Below are 19,431 nucleotides of genomic sequence, written 5' to 3'. Positions count from 1 at the left end.
TTCCAAACCCGGTGTTTACGTGAGGCATTCGTTCCCAGCGAACGCCTCACCCGGGAGATCAAATGTGCATCGTGTGCACCACGGCCGGTCGCCCCAACGGCCGTTGGGGCCGTTCCGTAAACGGGGTCCCGCTGCAAAACATGCCGTGCGCACGGCATGTTTTGCAGCGAGCCCACGAAACGGCCTGCAAAACCGAACGGCTAGCCGAGGTTCGCGACCCCCGGGTACAACGGGTGTGCCTTAGCGAGTGCCTCAACACGGTGACGCAACCCGGTAAGGTCCGCGTCGGCGTCGGCGATCAACACTTCGGCGATGATGTCCGCGACCTCGCGGAAGGCCGCTTCCCCGAAGCCGCGCGTTGCCAGCGCCGGGGTGCCGATGCGCAGGCCGGAGGTGACCATGGGCGGGCGGGGGTCGAAGGGGACGGCGTTGCGGTTGACGGTGATGTCGATTGCGGCGAGGCGGTCTTCGGCTTGCTGGCCGTCGAGTTCGCAGTTGCGGAGGTCGACGAGGACCAGGTGCACGTCGGTTCCGCCGGAGACTACGTTGATGCCCTTGGCGGCGACGTCGGGCTGCACCAAGCGTTCGGCGAGAATCCGTGCACCGGCGAGGACGCGTTCCTGTCGCTCCCGGAATTCCTCCGAGGCGGCAATTTTGAACGCAACAGCCTTGCCTGCGATGACGTGTTCCAGCGGTCCGCCTTGCTGGCCCGGGAACACGGCCGAGTTGATCTTCTTGGCGATGTCGGCGTCGTTGGAGAGGATGATGCCGCCGCGGGGGCCCGCGAGGGTCTTGTGCGTGGTGGACGTGGTGACGTGCGCGTGCGGGACGGGCGAAGGGTGCAGGCCCGCGGCCACAAGGCCGGCGAAGTGTGCCATGTCCACCATCAGGTACGCGCCCACGGAGTCGGCGATCCGGCGGAACTCAGCGAAGTCCAGCTGCCGCGCGTAAGCGGACCAGCCGGCGACGATGAGCGCCGGTTTGTGCTCTTGGGCCAGGCGCTCAACCTCGGCCATGTCCACGGTGTGGGTGTCCTCGCGAACGCCGTAGGGGACCACGTTGTAGAGCTTGCCGGAGAAGTTGATGCGCATGCCGTGGGTCAGGTGGCCGCCGTGGGCCAAGTTCAGCCCCATGATGGTGTCACCCGGCTTGATCAGGGCGTGCATCACGGAAGCGTTGGCCTGGGCACCGGAGTGCGGCTGGACGTTCGCGAATTCGGCGCCGAACAGTGCCTTGATGCGGTCGATCGCCAGCTGCTCAATGACATCGACGTGTTCGCAGCCGCCGTAGTAGCGCTTGCCCGGGTAACCCTCGGCGTATTTGTTGGTCAGCACCGAACCTTGGGCCTGCATCACGGCAACGGCCGTGTGGTTCTCGGAGGCGATCATTTCCAGCCCGTCGCGCTGGCGACCGAGTTCGTCGTCGATCTTTGCGGCGATCTCAGGATCCAGCTCTGATAGCTGGGCGTCCAGCGACGCCGACACAACTTGCTGGTACTCAGTCACAGATACCGGGTTCACAGTTCTCCACCGTTCGTTGCAGCGTATTCTTCGGCCGACATGAGCGGCCCTTCTTCCGTGGCGGCAACCTTGAAAAGCCAGCCGGCACCGTAGGGATCGTTGTTGATGAGTGCCGGATCGCTGACAACGGCGTCGTTGATCTCGGTCACCTCCCCCGTCACGGGCGAGTACAGGTCCGATACCGACTTGGTGGATTCAACCTCGCCACAGGTCTCGCCTGCGGTCACTGTGGAACCAACGTCGGGGAGGTCCACGTACACAATGTCGCCCAGGGCGTCAGCGGCTACAGCAGAGATCCCGATCCCGACAGGCCCGCCCCCATTAGAGGCAACCCACTCGTGCTCGGCCGAGTATTTCAATTCAGCAACTACCTTGCTCATTTCAATTCCTAACTTCTCGTGACTACTTTTGGCGCTTGTAGAACGGCAGGGCGACAACTTCGAACGGTTCGGCTTTGCCTCGGAGGTCGACCTCAACGATCGTTCCCGGCTCTGAATGCTCGACGTCGACGTAGGCCATCGCTACCGGGTAACCGAGCGTCGGGCTTGGCTGGCCGGAGGTGACTTCGCCGATCAGGGAGCCGTCCTTGAGCACCGAGTAGTGGGCGCGCGCGGCACGGCGGCCCGTGCCCTTGAGGCCCACGAGCTTCTGCCCAAGGGTGGACCCCACACCGGCAGCCTTGATGGCAGTGAGTGCCTCCCTGCCCACAAAGTCGCTTTCCTTGGCCAGGGAAACTACCGGGCCCAGGCCTGCTGCGTAGGCATTGACGTGCTGGGAGAGCTCGTTGCCGTAGAGCGGCATGCCGGCTTCAAGGCGGAGCGAATCGCGGGCGGCGAGACCTGCGGGGATGAGTCCGTGGCCTTCACCGGCTTCCAGCAGCGCTTCCCAGAGGCCTGCGGCGTCGACGTTCGGGACGTAGATCTCGAAGCCGTCTTCCCCGGTGTAGCCGGTGCGGGCGAGCAACAGGTCCTCCCCGTTGATGGATACCTCAACCGCGGCGTAGTACTTCAGTTCGGTGACCAACTCGTGCTGTTCCGCAGGGACCAGTTGCAGCAGGATGGCTTCAGCGGTCGGGCCCTGCACGGCGATGAGTGACGTCTCGGCAGAGACGTCCTCGACGACGACGTCAAAACCGGCCGCGCGCTTCAGCAGCGCCGCGGAGACCACCTTGGCGTTGCCCGCATTGGGGACTACCAGGTACTTGTCTTCAGCGCGTCGGTAGGAGATGAGGTCGTCGATGATGCCGCCGTCGGCGTTGCAGATCAGCGAATACTTGGCCTTGCCTACAGCGATCGCTGACAGCTTGCCCACCAGGGCGTAGTCCAGGAAGGCCGCAGCGTCGGGGCCGCTGACCCAAACCTCGCCCATGTGGGAGAGATCGAACAGGCCCGCCGCGTTACGGACGGCATGGTGCTCGGCGAGTTCGGACTCGTACTTCAGCGGCATCTGCCAGCCGCCGAAGTCCGTGAAGGAAGCGCCGGCCTTTTTGTGCTGCTCGTAGAGAGCGGTGTAGTTCTCAGACATGTCGGGAGTCCTTAGTTTTCGAAGTCTTCGAGCGGAGGGCAGGAGCACACCAGGTTGCGGTCACCGGCAGCTCCATCGATGCGTCCAACTGGCGGGAAGTACTTGTCCTGCTTCAAGTGGTGGACGGGGAATGCTGCCTGCTCGCGCGTGTAGTCGCGGTCCCAGCCGGAATTTACGACGGCGGCAGCTGTGTGCGGCGCGTTGCGCAGCGGCGATTTCTCAAGAGTGAAATCACCGCTGGCCACCTGCTCGATCTCGGCGCGGATGGTGATCATGGCTTCGATGAAGCGGTCGATCTCGGCAAGGTCCTCGGACTCGGTCGGTTCCACCATGAGCGTGCCCGCAACCGGGAACGCGAGCGTGGGGGCGTGGAATCCGAAGTCGATGAGGCGCTTGGCCACGTCTTCAGCGGTAACTCCGGTGCGGGTGGTCAGTTCACGCAGATCCAGGATGCACTCGTGGGCAACAAGTCCGCCCTCGCCCGTGTACAGGACGGGGAAGTGCTCGTCCAGGCGGGAGGCAACGTAGTTGGCGGCGAGCAGCGCGGACTTCGTGGCGTCGGTGAGGCCTTGGCCACCCATGAGCTTCACGTACGCCCAGGAAATCGGCAGCACACCGGCGGAACCGTAACGTGAGGCCGAGATGGCTACGCCATGCCCTTCCTCGTGCGCTGCTTTGTTCGCGTCGCCCGGCATGAACGGAGCCAGGTGTGCCTTCGCAGCAACAGGGCCAACGCCCGGTCCGCCGCCGCCGTGCGGGATGCAGAAGGTTTTGTGCAGGTTCAGGTGCGATACGTCGCCGCCGAACTTGCCCGGCTGGGCCAGGCCAACCAGCGCGTTCAGGTTCGCACCGTCAACGTACACCTGGCCGCCGGCTGCATGGATCGCGTCACAGACTTCGCGGACGTCGGCGTCGTACACGCCGTGCGTGGACGGGTAAGTGATCATGATGCAGGACAGGACGTCTTTGTTGGCTTCGATTTTGGCGGTCAGGTCTGCGTGATCGATGGTGCCGTCGGCAGCCGTGGCCACCACCACAACCTTCATCCCGGCCAAGACCGCGGACGCGGCGTTGGTGCCGTGGGCCGACGCGGGGATCAAGCAGACAGTGCGCTGCTGGTCACCACGGGACAGGTGGTATCCACGGATGGCCAGCAGGCCGGCCAGCTCTCCCTGGGAACCGGCGTTCGGCTGAATGGAGACCTGGTCGTAGCCCGTGATCTCGGTAAGGTCGGCTTCCAGGTCTTCGATCAGTTCCCGCCAACCCGCTGTCTGGTGGTCCGGAGCGAACGGGTGGATGGAGGCGAACTCAGGCCAGGAAATGGCTTCCATTTCAGCGGTTGCGTTGAGCTTCATCGTGCACGAACCCAGCGGAATCATGGTGCGGTCCAGTGCGAGGTCCCGGTCGGACAGCCTGCGGATATAGCGCAACAGCTGCGTCTCGGAACGGTGCGTGTTGAACACCGGGTGCTGCAGGAAGTCGCTGCTTCGGACCACGTCTGCGGGCAGTTCGAACCCTGCTGCGTCCCCTACCGGACCGGCTCCAAAGGCGACGGCCACCGCGGAGAGGACCTCCGGCGTCGTGGTTTCATCAATGCTCACCCCAACGGTGTCGGCGTCGATGAATCGCAGGTTGATGCCGCGTGCCTCGGCGGCGCCGATGACTTTGTCAGCCTTGCCGGGGACGCGCACTGTGAGGGTGTCGAAGAAGGACTCGGACGTAAGTTCCCGGCCAGCTTTCTTCAGCGCTGTGGCAAGGGTGCGGGCATGGCCGTGAACGGTTTCGGCGATCGCCTTCAGGCCTTCCGGACCGTGGTAGACGGCGTACATCGAGGCGACAATGGCCAGCAAGGCCTGCGCTGTACAGATGTTGGACGTCGCCTTTTCGCGGCGGATGTGCTGCTCGCGGGTCTGGAGGGCCAGACGGTACGCGGGGACGCCTGCGTTGTCCTTGGAAACGCCCACGATACGGCCGGGAAGTGTGCGCTCCATGCCTTCGCGGACCGCCATGTAGGCCGCGTGCGGGCCGCCGAAGAACAGCGGGACACCGAAGCGCTGCGCAGTTCCGACGGCGATGTCCGCACCTTGCTCGCCCGGGGGCGTGATGAGGGTGAGCGCCAAAAGGTCAGCCGCGACGGTGACCAGCGCACCGCGTTCCTTGGCGTCGGCGATCACGACGGAGTGATCGAAGACTCGGCCCGAAACGCCCGGCTGCTGGAGCACGATGCCATTGATGTCGCCGTCGGGAAGGCCGGCCGAAAGGTCAGCGATCTCCACCTCGAAGCCCAACGCCTCAGCGCGACCCTTCACGATCGCGATGGTCTGCGGGAGGAGGTCGGAGTCCAGGACAGTCTTACCGTCCTTGGCAGTCTGGTTCTTGTTGGCCCTGCGCATGAGCAACACGGCCTCGGCCACGGCGGTGGCTTCGTCCAGCAGGGAAGCGTTCGCAACGGGCAGGCCGGTGAGGTCCTGCACCATGGTCTGGAAATTGAGCAGCGCTTCGAGGCGGCCCTGGGAAATTTCCGGCTGGTACGGGGTGTAAGCCGTGTACCAAGCGGGAGCTTCCAGGATGTTGCGGCGGATGACCGGCGGCGTCACGGTGTCGTAGTAGCCCTGGCCGATCATCTGGACGGCGGTCTTGTTCTTGGACGCGAGCTTGCGCAGCTCGGCGAGGACCTGCACCTCGGTGAGGGCGTCCTGCAACTTCAGGGCAGTGTCCTGGCGGATCGAATCGGGGACCGCGACGTCTACCAGGCCGTCGACAGAGTCGTAGCCAATGGCCTTGAGCATGGTGTCAACATCGGCTTGGCGACGGGCGCCGATGTGCCGGTCCGCGAAGGCGGTGGGGGTTGATTGAACAGTCAAGAGGAACTCCATGATTCAGGCGCCCAGTGAGCGCTCGATGATGTGGGTTCCTCCCCGCTCTGTATTGGACCTGAGAGATTCCGCAGGAATGGTTGCCTGCTTGCACCGTCGGTGAGCCCGGTTACCCGGACTGCTTTCCAGAGTTGCCTAACCGCGGCGGTACATGGGCCTGAGAGATTCCTGGGGAGGATTTGCTCCTACGGCGCCTGACTGGATGTACCGGCAGGGCTCTCCCGCCGCAGATCAAAAGCGTTGCGTCACCGTGAGTGACACGCTTCACACCATAGCTGGTTGTTTTGAAAAAGCGCAAGCAAGGTGAAGTTACTGATGCATCGCCTCATGGATTTGCAGCGCGAACCAGAGCTGGGCAACTGTGGACGTTTCACCCATATCCAGCCCCGTCAGCTCGCCGATTTTCCGTATCCGGTAGATGATGGTTTGCCGGTGCGCGAACAACGCCGTTGCGGTCTTTTGCCAGGACCGTTGCGAGTCCAGATACGTCCTGAGCGTGACGAGGAGATCGCCCTCCTGGCTCTGCTCGTAGTCGAAAATCGGGCCTAAAAGCCGCCGAACCAGCGCCGTTCCCTCCTCGAAACCCGTCAGCCCCAGCCATGACGGCCCCTCCGCATAGCGGGCCAGCGCCAGCTTGTTGGCACGGGCGGAGCCAAGCGCCCAGAGGGATTCCTGCAGTGCGCGTTGGATGTTGGCAACGGCCGCCGGCGCACTGATCCCGATCGCAGCATCCGCCCCGGCACAGTGCGCCAGGACGTGGTCAGGGACGTCGGCCGGGACCACCACATGGAGCCTGTTGTTTCGCTTCAACGACGCCGACGCAACCCCGTGCCTCCACAGTTCGATGTGCACGTTGGCCAGCCTGTCGCCGTCGTCCGCTTGTCTGTCTCCGCCGCCGGCGGACATCGAGGCGAGCAGGAAATCCTGGGGCGAAACCTCGAAAGCTGCCAGCCGGCTCTCCATTTCGGCCGCGCCCAAGCGTCCGTCCATTGCCTGCAGGAGGAACTCGCCGGCCAGCCGGTGGCGGCCTTCCAGCGACAAAACGATGCGCGAAAGCTGTAGTCCCAACACGGTTGCGGCGTGAAGGAGTACGACGGCGTCCGGGTGCGGTTCGCTGTTGGGCAGCACCACCAGGAGCGCATTGGCATGCGTGGGAATGTCCATGGTGAGCACGTGCCGGCCCCGGATGCGGTGCCATTGGAAGTTCTTTCCGGCGAGGGACACCTGCCCGGACAGCGGAGCCCATTCCTCGGCAAGGAACTCTGGCAGCGTTTGCCCGTCCGGATGCCAGGGATGGAGGCAGCGTCGGTCCACCACGAACAGGTTTGCGTCGAGCTCAGTTGCCAGCCGCTGGACCAGGCTCTGCCAATGGTCCTCGGAAGCTCCGGCGGTGCGGAGCAGATCGTAGACGCGGGCCGTCTGCCGCAGCCGGCGCGATTCTTCGAGCAGTGAGGACTCGGCAACCGACCGGGCGATTGCGATGAACGGCAGCGGATACGGGATGTTGACCAGTGGCAACGGCAGCCGCTCGCACGCCGCCAGGAATTCCGCGGTGAGGGGCGGCGCGTGCATCTTCTCACCGATCGCCAAGGCGCTGGCACCGCTGTCCACCAAGGCCTCTGCGAGCGCCACCTGACCTTGCGCGTCTGGGGGGATGGACAGGCCGTTGGTCATCATGAGCTCGCCGCCTGTAACCCATTCCCACAATCTGGGCAGATCCGAGGTGTGGGCCCAGGTGATGCGGTTGTCCCGGCCCGCCGATCCTGCCAGGAGTGTGAGCCCGAGTTGAGGCTCGGCCACGAGTTCAGCCACGGTGATTGCCATGCGGGGTCCTGTTTTCCTTGCGTTCGCTGAGGGGTTGGCGCCATTTCAGGCACCTCTTAGACATTCGTCTAAACGCCTCGACCATTTGTAGTCAATGTAGCGCTTTTCGGAGTGATCGGCGTCACCAAGAATGGAATTACTTACTTCCCGCTCAACGGCGAGCACCCCTCACCCCAAGGATTCTTCAATGGCAACGCATCAGCCCATCGGCCCTGTCGACGCAACCAAAGTTCCCCGGTATGCAGGACTCGGTACCTTCGCCCGTCTCCCCCAAATCGACCGCGTCCCGGACTACGACATCGCGATCGTAGGAGTACCGTTCGACGGCGGAACCTCCTTCCGGCCGGGCGCCCGTTTCGGCCCTGCCGCAGTCCGCGAGGCCTCCCGGCTCCTCCGCCCGGGCTATCACCCGGAGCTCGACGTTGAACCGGTATACGAAGCCCAAGTGGTGGACGCCGGCGATATTGCCTGCACCCCCTACGACATCACTAGGGCAGTCCGCGAGATCGAGGAGCAGGCGTTGCCCCTGATCAGCGGAGGCAACGGGCTCAGCGAGGACAAGCGACTCATCTCGATCGGCGGCGACCACACCATCGCCCTGCCCATGCTGCGAGCGCTGAACAAGGTTCATGGTCCGGTGGCACTGCTGCATTTCGACGCCCACCTGGACACGTGGGACACCTACTTCGACCAGCCCATCACGCATGGAACCATCTTCCGTCGGGCGTTCGAGGAAGGCCTCCTTGTGGAGGACAAGTCCATGCACGTGGGTATCCGCGGCCCGGTCTATGACCGCAACGACTTCCTCCGCGACCACGAATTCGGCTTCCAGATCATCCGTTGCTCGGACCTGGACGTTATTGGGGTCCCGGCGGCCATTCAGCGGGTGAAGGACCGGCTGGGCGATACCCCGGTGTACGTTTCCATCGATATCGACGTCCTGGATCCGGCGTTCGCACCCGGCACCGGCACCCCGGAGATGGGCGGGCTCCACTCCCGCGAACTCCTTGCCCTGCTCCGCGGACTGAACGGCATCAACATCGTGGGTGCCGACGTCGTTGAGGTCGCCCCGGCGTATGACCACGCTGATATCACCACGGTCGCCGCGGCCACCCTGGTCTTCGACCTTCTCGGCCTCATGGTGAACCGCAGCAAGGCCACCGCTGGCCGCGAACTGGCTTCGGCATCCCGGACCGCGTCATGAGCACCGCGCCCACCGCTGAGGTTCCCCGGCTGGAAGACAAGACCATCCAGCCCATCCCGGCCAACGAGCGCCACGGCAAGGCCCGGGACCTCTTCACCATCTGGTTCGGCTCCAACATCATGATCATGACCATCGTGACCGGCGGACTCGCCACTACGGTGTTCGGCCTGGGCTTTGTTCCGGCGATCGTGGGCATCATCATCGGCAACGTTGTGGGCGGCATCTTCATGGCGCTGCACTCTGCCCAAGGACCGCAATTGGGTGTGGCACAAATGATCCAGACCCGTGGCCAGTTCGGGTCGTTCGGGGCACTGTTGATCGTGGTCATCGTGGTGATCATGTACGTCGGATTCTTCGCGGCGAACCTGGTGTTTGGCGGCGAAGCAATGGCGGCCGTCAGTCCCGGCATCAGCGTTGACGCGGGCATCGTCATCATCGGTGTGGTCAGCGTTATCGCCACGATTTTCGGCTACCGGCTCATCCATGCCTACGCACGCGTTTTGAGTGTCGCGGCCGGTCTGGCCTTGTTGCTGGCCTTTGGGTGGATCCTCCTGGTCCATGGCCTTCCGGCCAGCTTCCTGGAGCAGGGCAACTTCAACTGGGTCGGCTTCATGGGGACCATCTCCGTCTCGGCGCTGTGGCAGTTGGCTTATGCGCCGTACGTCTCGGACTACTCCCGCTATATGCCGCAAGGGACGGGCTCGGCCCCGGCCTTCTGGGCCTCCTACTCAGGCTGTGTGCTGGGAACCCTGTTCCCCATGATCCTCGGCGCCTTGGTGGGTACGCTCGCAGTGTCCATGAGTGCCGGCGATGTCGAAATTGTTGGCAGCCTGGGCGCGATGCTCCAACCGTGGACGCTGATCATCGTCGGCATCTTCTGCCTGGGCGTTGCGGCTTCCAACGCCATGAACCTCTACTGCGGCGTCCTGTGCACCCTCACCATCGGCCAGACGTTCAAACCCCATTGGCTGCCGCGCGCCAAGACCCGCAGCATCGCCGCGATCATTCTCTTCGTCGTCGCCGTCAGCATCGCCCTGTTTGCCCGCGACAATTTCATCCTCTTCTACACCAACTTCCTGTCGTTCCTGATGTACGTCCTGGTTCCCTGGACAGCCATCAACCTGGTGGATTACTACCTTCTGCGGCACGGCGACTACCGCGTTGAAGACTTCTTCAAGCGCGACGGCGGCGTGTACGGGCGGTTCAATTGGGTCGCCATCGGCTCCTACATAGCAGGCGCCCTGATCCAGGTCCCTTTCTCGGCAACAGCTGTGTACACCGGCCCGCTGGCCGCCGCGATGGGCGGCGTGGACATCTCCTGGATCGTCGGCCTGGTAGTCGTCGCTCCCCTCTATTACTGCGCGGCACGCATCTTTGGCCAGAAGCCTGAAGCCGCCCCCTTTCCCTCCCCTGCAATCACCGCCGACCTCACCTGATCAGCCCCTCATCTGATCAGCCCCTCATACGAAAGCGAATCATCATGACTACAACCCAGACCGAACAGTTCACCGTCCGACGCTCCACCGGAGGTTCTCCGGAGATCGCCGGCGCCCTCCCTCTGCCTTTGCCTCCAGCAGGGCACTTCATCAACGGTTCCTTCGTCCCCGGATCTTCAGGCCAGTCCATCGACGTCGTGGATCCCGCCACGGAGCAGGTCATCGCCTCGGTGCAGGCCGGCACGGCCGATGATGTGGACGTCGCTGTGGCAGCCGCCGTCGTAGCCCAAAAGACCTGGGGTGCCACCACCCCGAAGGAACGCGCCGATGTCCTGAACCTCATCGCCACTATCATCGAGCAGAACCGCCAAGCGTTCGAGGCCATCGAGTCCGCCAACGCCGGCAAACCGCGGGCCGTTTCCGAAGACGATGTCTCCAGCACCATCGACACCTTCCGGTTCATGGCCGGAGCCTCGCGCACCCTGACCTCCATGGCCGGCGGCGACTACGCCACGGACCACACGTCCGTGATCCTCCGCGAACCTGTGGGAGTGGTTGGCGTCATCACTCCCTGGAACTATCCGCTGCTGATGGCCGCCTGGAAGATCGCACCCATCCTCGCTGCGGGCAACAGCATCGTCATCAAGCCGTCCGAGCAAACCCCGTTGTCCACCCTGAAACTGGTGGAGGTGCTGGCCGGCCGCATTCCGGATGGAATCCTCAACGTCGTCACGGGCCGCGGCCGGACCGTTGGGCAGAGGCTGTCCGAACATCCGGACATTGCTTTGGTCGCGCTGACGGGCAGCGTCGTGAGCGGCCAGGCTGTGGCCGAAACCGCTGCCAAGTCCGTCAAGCGCGTCCACTTGGAGCTCGGTGGCAAGGCTCCCGTTGTTGTCTTCCCTGACGCCGACCTCCGTGCCGCCGCTGCGGGTGTACGCAATGCCGGCTTCTGGAACGCCGGGCAGGACTGTGGCGCTGCCTGCCGCGTGCTGGTCCACGAGTCCGTGGCCGAAGAATTCACAGAGCACTTGGTCCGTGAGGTCAGCACCCTGGTGATCGGTGCTCCAGACGCCGGTGACGACGTCGAAATCGGTCCCATGATTTCCCTCCCGCACTACGAGCGGGTCAAGGAATCGCTGGCTGAAGCGCGCGCTGCGGGCCATGACGTGGCCATCGGCGGATCCACTATGGAAGGTCCCGGCTACTTCATCGAGCCCACCGTCATCAGCAACGTGCCGGCGGGCGCACACATCGCCACGCACGAAATCTTCGGACCCGTCGTCACCGTGGAGACCTTCAGCAGCACCGAGGAAGCAGTCACGCGAGCCAACGAAAGCCCGTATGGTTTGTCAGCCTCCGTGTGGACGCGGGACTCGAGCCTTTCCCTCCGGATTCCCAAGCAACTGGACTTCGGCACCGTCTGGGTCAATGCACACCTTGTGCTGGCCTGCGAGGTACCGTGGGGCGGATTCAAAGGTTCCGGCTACGGCCGTGACCTCTCGCTCTACGCACTGGATGATTACTCGCGCACCAAGCACGTCATGATCAACCACGGCGCGTGAGCGTTCAGACAAGCAACGGAGCTTTCACCATGACCACTCGTGTTTCCCGGGCATCCGGCATACCGGCCGCAACCACCCCCACCGCCCCTTTCGGTACAGATGTCACCTGGACCAACTGGGGCGGGAACCAGAGCGCGACGCCAGCCTTTACGGTTCGGCCCAGGAACGAACAAGAAGCGCTCGACGCCGTCCGTTTTGCCATCCGCGAGGGCTTGCCCGTGCGGGCGGTCGGCTCAGGACATTCGTCCTCACCCTTGGTCCAGACCGGCGGCGTACTGATGGACATGTCCGGCCTCTCTGCCATCACCGGCACTGATCGAGTGGGACGCCGCGCCCGGGCTTTGGCCGGCACCACCATCAACGCCTTCGGGGACGCCCTGTGGGACAAGGGACTGGCGCTCAGCAACCAGGGCGACATCGACAAGCAACAGATCGCCGGGGCACTGGCCACCAGCACCCATGGATCCGGCAAGGACCTGGGCAGCTTCTCGTCCAAACTGCGCTGGGTGAAGCTGATCAACGGCTACGGCGAGATCGTTGAAATCGGTGAGGGCCAAATCCGTGAACTCCGGGCGGCACAGGTAGCCCTGGGAACCTTGGGGATCTTCCTGGAAGTCGAGTTGGCCGTCGAGGACAGCTACTACCTGCAGGAACAGATCACGTATCCCACCTGGGCTGAAACCACCGCTACGTGGCAGGCCGACATCGATGACAACCGGCACTACTCGTTCCTCTGGTGCCCGGAAGACGACTCGTGTGAACTCCTCGACCTGCCCGGTTCACCGGACCACAGCATGAGCGGGCGGAGCTACACCAAGCGGTACAACGTGGCTTCCGTTCAGGATGAAAGCCAGCTCTCCACTGTTGAGGGTGCCCGGCTGGACCGTTCCTACCGGATCTACCCGGGCGGCTTCACCACGCAGTTCCACGAACTTGAGTACTTCGTCCGCAGCGAGGACGGCTTAGTGGCTGTCGAAGCCATCCAGGAACTGATCCGCAGCAAGTATCCCGAGCAGAAGTACCCGGTTGAGGTCCGCTGGGTGAAGTCCGACGACGCCTACATGTCCCAGTTCCAAGGCCGCGACAGCACCGTCATTACTCTGACCACGGAGCCAGGCACCGACTACTGGCAGTTCTTCCGGGATGCTGATGCGGTGCTGCAGGAATTCGAACCCCGCGCACACTGGGGAAAGATCCACTTCATGACCCGCAGCCGCTTGGAACGCCTCTATCCCGAGCTGGACACCTTCATGCAGGTGCGGAGGGAATTCGATCCCCGCGGCATGTTCCTGAACGACCACACCAGGTCCCTGCTCGCCTGACGAGTACTGATTGCCTGATTGCCCGCCGGGATGTGAGAGAACGGCCAACCCTCTCTCACATCCCGAGCCCTTCACCCCAACCCTCTCTCACATCCCGAGCCCTTCACCCCAACCCTCTCTCACATCCCGAGCCCTTCACCCCACCCCTCTCTCACATCCCTGTGACAACCCCTTGAAACCTCGGAGTGGTAGTTTGTTCTCTGCTGAGGCAGACAACGCACCCAACCGGAGGACCATCCATGTTTAAGGGTTTCAAGGACTTTATTCTTCGCGGAAACGTGATCGAACTGGCCATTGCTGTCGTTATCGGCAGTGCATTCACCGCGCTCGTTACAGCCTTCACCAACAACATCATCAACCCCGTCATTGCCGCCGCCGGCGGCATGAACGCTGACGGGCTCGGCTTCAAGATCTGGGAGAACAACCCCGCCACGCTCGTCAACATCGGCGCCGTATTGACCGCCCTGGTGACCTTCGTGATCACTGCTGCCGTGGTCTACTTCATCTTCGTGGCGCCCATGAACAAGATCAATTCCCTGGTCAAGGACCGTCTCTCCACCGAGGAGCCCGAGGAAGAGCCGCTGCCTGCAGACACCGCGCTGCTGGCCGAGATCCGCGACCTCCTGAAGGACGCAGCCGCCGCCCGCAACGCAGGCCAGGTTTCCGACCTCGACCCGGACCTCGATTCCGACCGGATCCGCTAGGACAGCCATCGCGGGATGATCCTTCCCGTTTGCTTCTTGAGCCCGGCGTTCTCTCCGCGAGAACGCCGGGCTCTTGCGTTCACTGAGCTGTCCCCGAAACGTGACGCACAGGCAACCGGTTGGAAACAGGGGCGGGGCAGCATGAGAATATGAAGCCCAACCCGAGCACTCCCGTCACCGCGGACCTCCTCTGTGATGTCTGCGGGCAGTTGCCCGAACCGCCCAAAGCCAGGCTCACCCTCGCCAACATTGCCGTCATGCTCCCCATCGAACTTCTAGTGCATGCCGCCGTGGTGGAAACGCACCTTCCCTACGTTGCCAAAGTCCTGCTGCTGGCGGTCACAGCCACTGTCCTGGTCATCTGGGTGGCCGAACCATCCGCGGCGAAGGTCCTACGGCGCTGGCTGCACGCGCCTGCTCTCCGACAACGACACAAGCTGCACCTCGCTCCTGCCCTGTGGCGTGCACGAACTGTGCTGCTGGACCAGCCAGGGTCCCTGCAGAAAATTACCCAGTCGCTCGCGAAGCTGGACACCAACATCCTCAGCCTTCACGTCCACCCCATGGCCAGGACTAGTGGCACCGCCACGGGCCTCGGGGAATCAGTCATGGATGAGTTCGTTCTCTCCGCCCCTGGCGATGTCACCGAGCAGGAACTGCTGAAAGCACTTCACGACGGCGGCGGGCACGAGTCCCATGTCTGGCCCACCACCGCACTGGCCATGGCCGATGGCCAAACCAAGGCACTGAGCCTCGCCACCCGCATCGCCGGAAACCCGAAAGAACTTCCCCACGCTGTGGCCGAACTCCTGTCCGCCAAAGTAGTCCCCAACGATCCTGAGCGTCCGGCCCCCGAGGCGAGTTCCGCCGTCGGGCCTTCCTCCGACATCCTCAAAATCCCGACGGCTTGGCACGGCCCGCTGGTGTTTTCCAGGCCGGGTGAGCCTTTTTCGCCCGCTGAATCGGCGCGCGCACACAGGCTGGCTGAGCTCGCGGAGATTTTGGCGCATACTTCAACTGACCCGTTGCGTTCCCTCCCGGTCAGCGCACCGCAGCGGGCTTAAGGTCACGCGAAACACCCAACGGCAGAGGCCGGTCTCAGTCGAGCACCCGGTATTTGAGGAAGATGGCGCCGCCGTTGAACGTACGCTCCTGCACAAGCTCCAGCCGGGCGTCCACGCCGTCAGGCAAGCCCTTTTTGCCGCCGCCCACCAACACCGGCACGATAATGAGTTGGCATTCATCCACCAAGCCCTCGCGGAAAGCCTGCGCCGCGAGTTCAGGACCTCCGATCAGGATGTCGGTGGCAACCGAGGCCTTCAGCTGCCGAATATCTTCTGCTATGAAATCGCTCTCTATCCTGGTGTTTCCGGTGCTAGGGTCCTGCAATGTCCTGGAGAACACCACTTTGTCGGCCTGCCGCCAGAGATTCGCGAAGTCGTCGATGAACGCAGGTTCCGATTTCGTGTCCCAACTATCCCAAGCGCTCATCACGTCGTAGAGCCGCCTGCCGTAGAGGTAGTGCTGCACGGAGCGCTCACGATCATTGATGAAACGGTGCACTTCCTCGTCCGGCACGCCCCAGTCGAAGTTGCCCTCGGTGTCCGCGATGTACCCGTCCAGGGACATGATGGCCGAATAGATGAGCTTGGCCACGGGGGTTCAATCCTCGTCAATCTTTTCGAGAAGCTTCCCCAGAGCATCACGAATGTCGTCGTAGTCGTACTGGCCGGCTCTGCTCTCGGCAGAGATCACGCCACAGCGATGGATCTTCTTGAAGTCGCCCACGGGGAACTTGTAGTGGCCCTTTTGATCGTCGGGGTGTTCGTCGTCCACACCAAGAAACCACTTGGAGTACTCGGCGTGGCCGTTCTTGTCCAGAAAGGCATTCTCATCCTTGGTGGTGGGCGCGTGCTCACTCCAGTCATCGCGGGTGTCCTTGACCACGTTGCCGTCGCGGATCAGATGCTTCGCGTGGTCGAAGGCCTTCTTGTTGAGTTTCACGGTCATGGCGCAACCTCGCTTGGATGTGACGGTTCGGCATGGGCAGGGCAACTCGTACGGTTCAGCATAGGACGACGGAAAGCCGCCGGGAAGGCCGGAGCAGCAGGTCCGCGGCCTTGCTCAGTTGATGAGCTGAATCCGGATGCCCGCCCCGTGTTCTTTCACCACCATCCGCCGCCCTACCGCTCCCTTTTGATTGAGCCATAGAACGCTGCCGTCCGGCGTCACGGCGTCCACCACACCTTGGTCAACGACGACGTTGTCGCGCCGGATTTGAACAGCCTGGCCAACCAACAACCTCCAGTTGGTCACCTGCTTCCCCCGCGCTTGGTCCACGGGTGCTTCAAACAACGAATCTTTCTTACGGTCCTGCAATGGGTGACTCCTAGCATCGTGCACAATACGTTCCGTGAAGGGTTTCTGTACAAGACGTGTGCCATCACCGCTCAGTCCATGACGCTCTTACCAAGGCCCATTTGTGTGATGTGTATCAACTACAAGGCCTTCACGGCCCCCAGCACCTTGGTTAATGAGTCCTTCGCGTCTCCGAACAGCAGGGTGGTTTGGGGCTCGTACAACAGCTCATTTTCAATGCCCGCAAAACCGGGGCGCATGGAGCGTTTGAGGAACACCACCTGCCGGGCGTCCGCTACTTCCAGGATGGGCATTCCGTAGATCGGCGATCCCGATGTGGTCTTTGCCGCAGGATTCACGACGTCGTTGGCACCCACCACGAGTGCGACATCGGTGGTCTTGAACTCGGAATTGATGTCGCCCATTTCCTTTAGCGACTCGTACGGCACGTTGGCTTCTGCCAGGAGTACGTTCATATGGCCCGGCATCCGTCCGGCCACAGGATGGATGGCGAAGTCCACCTCAATTCCCCGGGCTTCCAAGGCCAAGGCCAGCTCCGCCGCGGTGTGCTGCCCCTGGGCGACGGCCAGCCCGTATCCCGGAACGATGATCACACGCTGGGCATAGCCGAGCAGTACCGCTACGTCCTCCGCACTGGAGGAACGCACGGGCCGCTCACTCACGGCGGTTGATCCAGCCGTGGATCCACCCTTGAAGGCTCCGAACATGATGCCCGCCACGCTGCGTCCCATCGCGGCAGCCATGGCGCGGGTAAGGATGGTGCCGGAAGCTCCCACCAGCGTGCCGGCCACCAGCAGGAGGACATTCCCCAGCACCAGCCCGGACGCCGCGACAGCCAAGCCGGTGAAGGCGTTCAGGAGCGAAATGACAATCGGCACATCAGCGCCGCCCACAGGGAGCACCAACAAGATTCCGGCAACAAGACCCAAAACAAGCAGGACCAGCGCCAACAGCAACCAGCCATTCAAGATCACCACGATGCCGGCGCCCACGGCGGCCAGCAGCACCACGGCCATCAAGGCGGGCAGTCCAGGGAACGTCACCGGCCGGGTGGTCATGAGCCCTTGAAGTTTGGCGAAAGTGACACCGGAGCCCGCGAAGGACACCGCACCCACCAGCAACGTGAAGACGATGGCCAAGCGAACCCACGGATCTTCCGTATGGGAGAGTTCCAGCAACGCCACAAGCGCCGCAGCACCACCACCCACACCGTTGAAGAGCGCCACGAGCTGCGGCATCTGAGTCATTTGCACGCGCCGGGCTACCGGCGCAGCCACACCCGAGCCCACAGCAATGGCCCCGAGGATCCATGGAATGTTGTCCAGCTTCACGGAGACGAACACCGTCACCACTGCCAGCAGGGCACCAAATGCTCCGATCAGATTGCCGCGCCGGGCAGTCCGTGGTGAATTCAGGCCTTTCAGGGCGAGGATGAAGCACGCCGCCGCCGCGAGGTACAGGAGAGCCGTCCAAATGGGATTGAGCAGCGTCATTGCCGGCGCCCCTTATCGACCGGCTCCACGGTGGTGGCGGGCTCCGCGCCTCCGGAAGCTACGGAACCTCCCGGACCTCCAGCGTTCGACGACGGCCGTTGCCTTCCGCGGAACATCTCCAGCATCCGGTCGGTCACCACGAACCCGCCGACGAGGTTGGCTGTGGCAAGGACAACGGCCAGCAGGGCGACCGCCAGTACCCACGGATCCGCGGCTTGTCCGGCCACGATGATGGCGCCCACCAGGATGATGCCGTGGATGGCGTTGGCCCCGGACATGAGGGGTGTGTGCAGGGTGCTGGAGACCTTGGAAACCACCTCGAATCCCACGAACACCGCCAGGACCGTGATTGTCAGCAGGCTCATACCGTCCATCAGCGCACCCCTTCACTGCCGGATTGGATACCGCTGGCATGTCCGCTGCCAAACGGCGCAGTCTCCCCTGCGAGCGCCTTGAGTGCTTCGGCAGTTGGTGCGTGCCGGACTTCCCCGTCATGGGTGAGGCACGTACCGGCAATAACTTCGTCCTCAAAGTCCGGAGCAACCACGCCGTCCCGCGTCATGAGGCCCAAGAGGTTGGCTACGTTCTTTGCGTACAGGCGTGAGGCGTCAGCGGGCATGGCCGAAGCAGGGTCTTTGATTCCCACCAGCGTCACCACGCCTTGGCCGTCGCCTGTGGGGATGGGGATGTCTTGGCCCGGGATGCTACCTTCAACGTTGCCCCCGGATTCGGCTGCCAAGTCCACCACTACAGATCCCGGACGCATGCCTTGGACCATCTCCCGGCTGACCAGGAGTGGGGCGCGCCTGCCCGGAACGGCGGCGGTGGTAATCAGGACATCGGCTTGGGCTACGTGGGGCGTCAAGAGTGCACGCTGCAGGGCGCCCCGGTCGGCGCTGAGTTCCCGGGCGTAGCCGCCGGAGGCCTCGGCGGTTTCGAGGTCCAGTTTGATGAAGGTGCCTCCCATGGATGCCACCTCGTCGGCCGAGGCGGGACGGATGTCGTTGGCTGAAACCCGGGCTCCGAGCCTTTTGGCGGTTCCGATTGCCTGCAGACCAGCCACTCCGGCGCCGAGTACCAGCACGCGGGCGGGCGGGATGGTCCCTGCTGCGGTCATATACAGCGGGAAGAATCGGGGGAGCCGCATGGCCGCCTCAAGGACGCATCGATACCCCGCCACCAACGCCTGCGACGTGAGCGCATCCATGGACTGGGCGCGCGATATTCGGGGAACCAGTTCAAGGGCAAAGGAGGTGATGCCGCCGGCGGCGAGTGCCCGTACGGTGGGCAACTCGGACGACGGTGACCCTAAGCCGACGGTGACAGAACCGCGGCGGAGAGCTCCCGCCGTCGACGGTTCCATGGGACGTACGTGGCAATAGACATCCAGCGATCCGAGAACCAGTGACTGCACCACAGAGGCACCCGCCGCCCGGTAGTCGTCGTCGCTGTGGCCGGACGCGAGCCCCGCACCGGGCTCGATCTCAACTTCAAGGCCCAACCCCACCAGTTGCTTCACCGTTTCCGGTGTTGCGGCCACACGTCGCTCACCGTCGAGCGTCTCGCGCGCTATGCCTGCTTTCACCC

17 protein-coding genes and 1 riboswitch are annotated in these 19,431 nt (G+C 63.4%); of the genes, 6 read left to right on the top strand and 11 right to left on the bottom strand.

The features are described from left to right. Positions 1-200: 200 nt before the first annotated feature. The 5 genes from glyA to J3A64_RS19270 form a co-directional block, all read right to left on the bottom strand. Positions 201-1,520: a serine hydroxymethyltransferase gene (glyA, locus tag J3A64_RS19290; protein WP_011776600.1), complete on the bottom strand. Its 1,320-nt coding sequence runs from the start codon at positions 1,518-1,520 to the stop codon at positions 201-203. Next, positions 1,517-1,900, bottom strand: coding sequence for a glycine cleavage system protein GcvH (gene gcvH, locus J3A64_RS19285; RefSeq protein ID WP_210065418.1), 384 nt, complete (start codon positions 1,898-1,900; stop codon positions 1,517-1,519). The genes glyA and gcvH overlap by 4 nt, the downstream gene beginning before the upstream one ends. 22 nt (positions 1,901-1,922) lie before the next feature. Beyond that, positions 1,923-3,044 (bottom strand): glycine cleavage system aminomethyltransferase GcvT, encoded by a 1,122-nt coding sequence (gene gcvT / locus J3A64_RS19280; RefSeq protein ID WP_210065416.1) that lies wholly within the window; start codon positions 3,042-3,044, stop codon positions 1,923-1,925. 11 nt (positions 3,045-3,055) lie between these two features. Then, positions 3,056-5,908 (bottom strand): aminomethyl-transferring glycine dehydrogenase, encoded by a 2,853-nt coding sequence (gene gcvP, locus J3A64_RS19275; protein ID WP_210065414.1) that lies wholly within the window; start codon positions 5,906-5,908, stop codon positions 3,056-3,058. A 147-nt stretch (positions 5,909-6,055) separates the two neighbouring features. Then, a riboswitch (glycine riboswitch) is annotated at positions 6,056-6,154 on the bottom strand. Positions 6,155-6,229: 75 nt separating this feature from the next. Next, the gene (locus tag J3A64_RS19270) at positions 6,230-7,744 is read right to left on the bottom strand and encodes a PucR family transcriptional regulator ligand-binding domain-containing protein (protein WP_014923203.1); all 1,515 of its coding nucleotides are present in this window, start codon (positions 7,742-7,744) and stop codon (positions 6,230-6,232) included. A 187-nt stretch (positions 7,745-7,931) separates the two neighbouring features. Between J3A64_RS19270 and speB the strand changes: the two genes are divergently transcribed. The 6 genes from speB to J3A64_RS19240 all read left to right on the top strand — a co-directional run bounded on the left by speB (position 7,932) and on the right by J3A64_RS19240 (position 15,036). Continuing rightward, positions 7,932-8,948, top strand: coding sequence for an agmatinase (gene speB / locus J3A64_RS19265; protein WP_187329906.1), 1,017 nt, complete (start codon positions 7,932-7,934; stop codon positions 8,946-8,948). Then, positions 8,945-10,384 carry a cytosine permease gene (locus tag J3A64_RS19260; protein WP_011776606.1) on the top strand — a complete coding sequence of 480 codons (1,440 nt, stop codon included), beginning with the start codon at positions 8,945-8,947 and terminating at the stop codon, positions 10,382-10,384. Before speB ends, J3A64_RS19260 begins: the two co-directional genes overlap by 4 nt. A gap of 44 nt (positions 10,385-10,428) precedes the next feature. Further along, on the top strand, positions 10,429-11,946 hold the full coding sequence (locus J3A64_RS19255; RefSeq protein WP_286176406.1) for an aminobutyraldehyde dehydrogenase: 1,518 nt from the start codon (positions 10,429-10,431) through the stop codon (positions 11,944-11,946). Next, the gene (locus tag J3A64_RS19250) at positions 11,943-13,268 is read left to right on the top strand and encodes a D-arabinono-1,4-lactone oxidase (RefSeq protein WP_307807212.1); all 1,326 of its coding nucleotides are present in this window, start codon (positions 11,943-11,945) and stop codon (positions 13,266-13,268) included. Before J3A64_RS19255 ends, J3A64_RS19250 begins: the two co-directional genes overlap by 4 nt. Before the next feature lie 239 nt (positions 13,269-13,507). Next, positions 13,508-13,972: a large conductance mechanosensitive channel protein MscL gene (mscL, locus tag J3A64_RS19245; RefSeq protein ID WP_011776609.1), complete on the top strand. Its 465-nt coding sequence runs from the start codon at positions 13,508-13,510 to the stop codon at positions 13,970-13,972. Positions 13,973-14,121: 149 nt separating this feature from the next. Beyond that, positions 14,122-15,036, top strand: coding sequence for an amino acid-binding protein (locus J3A64_RS19240; RefSeq protein WP_210065412.1), 915 nt, complete (start codon positions 14,122-14,124; stop codon positions 15,034-15,036). 34 nt (positions 15,037-15,070) lie between these two features. On the opposite strand, the gene J3A64_RS19235 is transcribed toward J3A64_RS19240, so the two are convergent. The 6 genes from J3A64_RS19235 to J3A64_RS19210 form a co-directional block, all read right to left on the bottom strand. After that, positions 15,071-15,628: a dihydrofolate reductase family protein gene (locus J3A64_RS19235; RefSeq protein ID WP_011776611.1), complete on the bottom strand. Its 558-nt coding sequence runs from the start codon at positions 15,626-15,628 to the stop codon at positions 15,071-15,073. 6 nt (positions 15,629-15,634) lie between these two features. After that, a complete protein-coding gene (locus tag J3A64_RS19230; RefSeq protein ID WP_014923209.1) occupies positions 15,635-15,982 on the bottom strand; it encodes a hypothetical protein in 348 nt (115 codons plus the stop codon). A gap of 114 nt (positions 15,983-16,096) precedes the next feature. Further along, positions 16,097-16,327, bottom strand: a complete 231-nt coding sequence (locus tag J3A64_RS19225; protein ID WP_014923210.1) for a hypothetical protein — start codon at positions 16,325-16,327, stop codon at positions 16,097-16,099. A gap of 143 nt (positions 16,328-16,470) precedes the next feature. Further along, complete coding sequence (locus tag J3A64_RS19220) at positions 16,471-17,844, bottom strand: NAD(P)(+) transhydrogenase (Re/Si-specific) subunit beta (protein ID WP_210065410.1); 1,374 nt, start codon at positions 17,842-17,844, stop codon at positions 16,471-16,473. Then, the gene (locus J3A64_RS19215; RefSeq protein WP_043806432.1) at positions 17,841-18,218 is read right to left on the bottom strand and encodes an NAD(P) transhydrogenase subunit alpha; all 378 of its coding nucleotides are present in this window, start codon (positions 18,216-18,218) and stop codon (positions 17,841-17,843) included. The genes J3A64_RS19220 and J3A64_RS19215 overlap by 4 nt, the downstream gene beginning before the upstream one ends. Further along, positions 18,218-19,429, bottom strand: a complete 1,212-nt coding sequence (locus J3A64_RS19210) for a Re/Si-specific NAD(P)(+) transhydrogenase subunit alpha (RefSeq protein ID WP_043470852.1) — start codon at positions 19,427-19,429, stop codon at positions 18,218-18,220. Before J3A64_RS19210 ends, J3A64_RS19215 begins: the two co-directional genes overlap by 1 nt. Positions 19,430-19,431 lie beyond the last annotated feature (2 nt).

This window comes from Pseudarthrobacter sp. PvP004 (assembly GCF_017876035.1).
Taxonomy (GTDB): domain Bacteria; phylum Actinomycetota; class Actinomycetes; order Actinomycetales; family Micrococcaceae; genus Arthrobacter; species Arthrobacter aurescens_A.
Note: the sequence above shows the minus strand (reverse complement) of the source record. Positions and strands in the feature narration are given on the sequence as shown.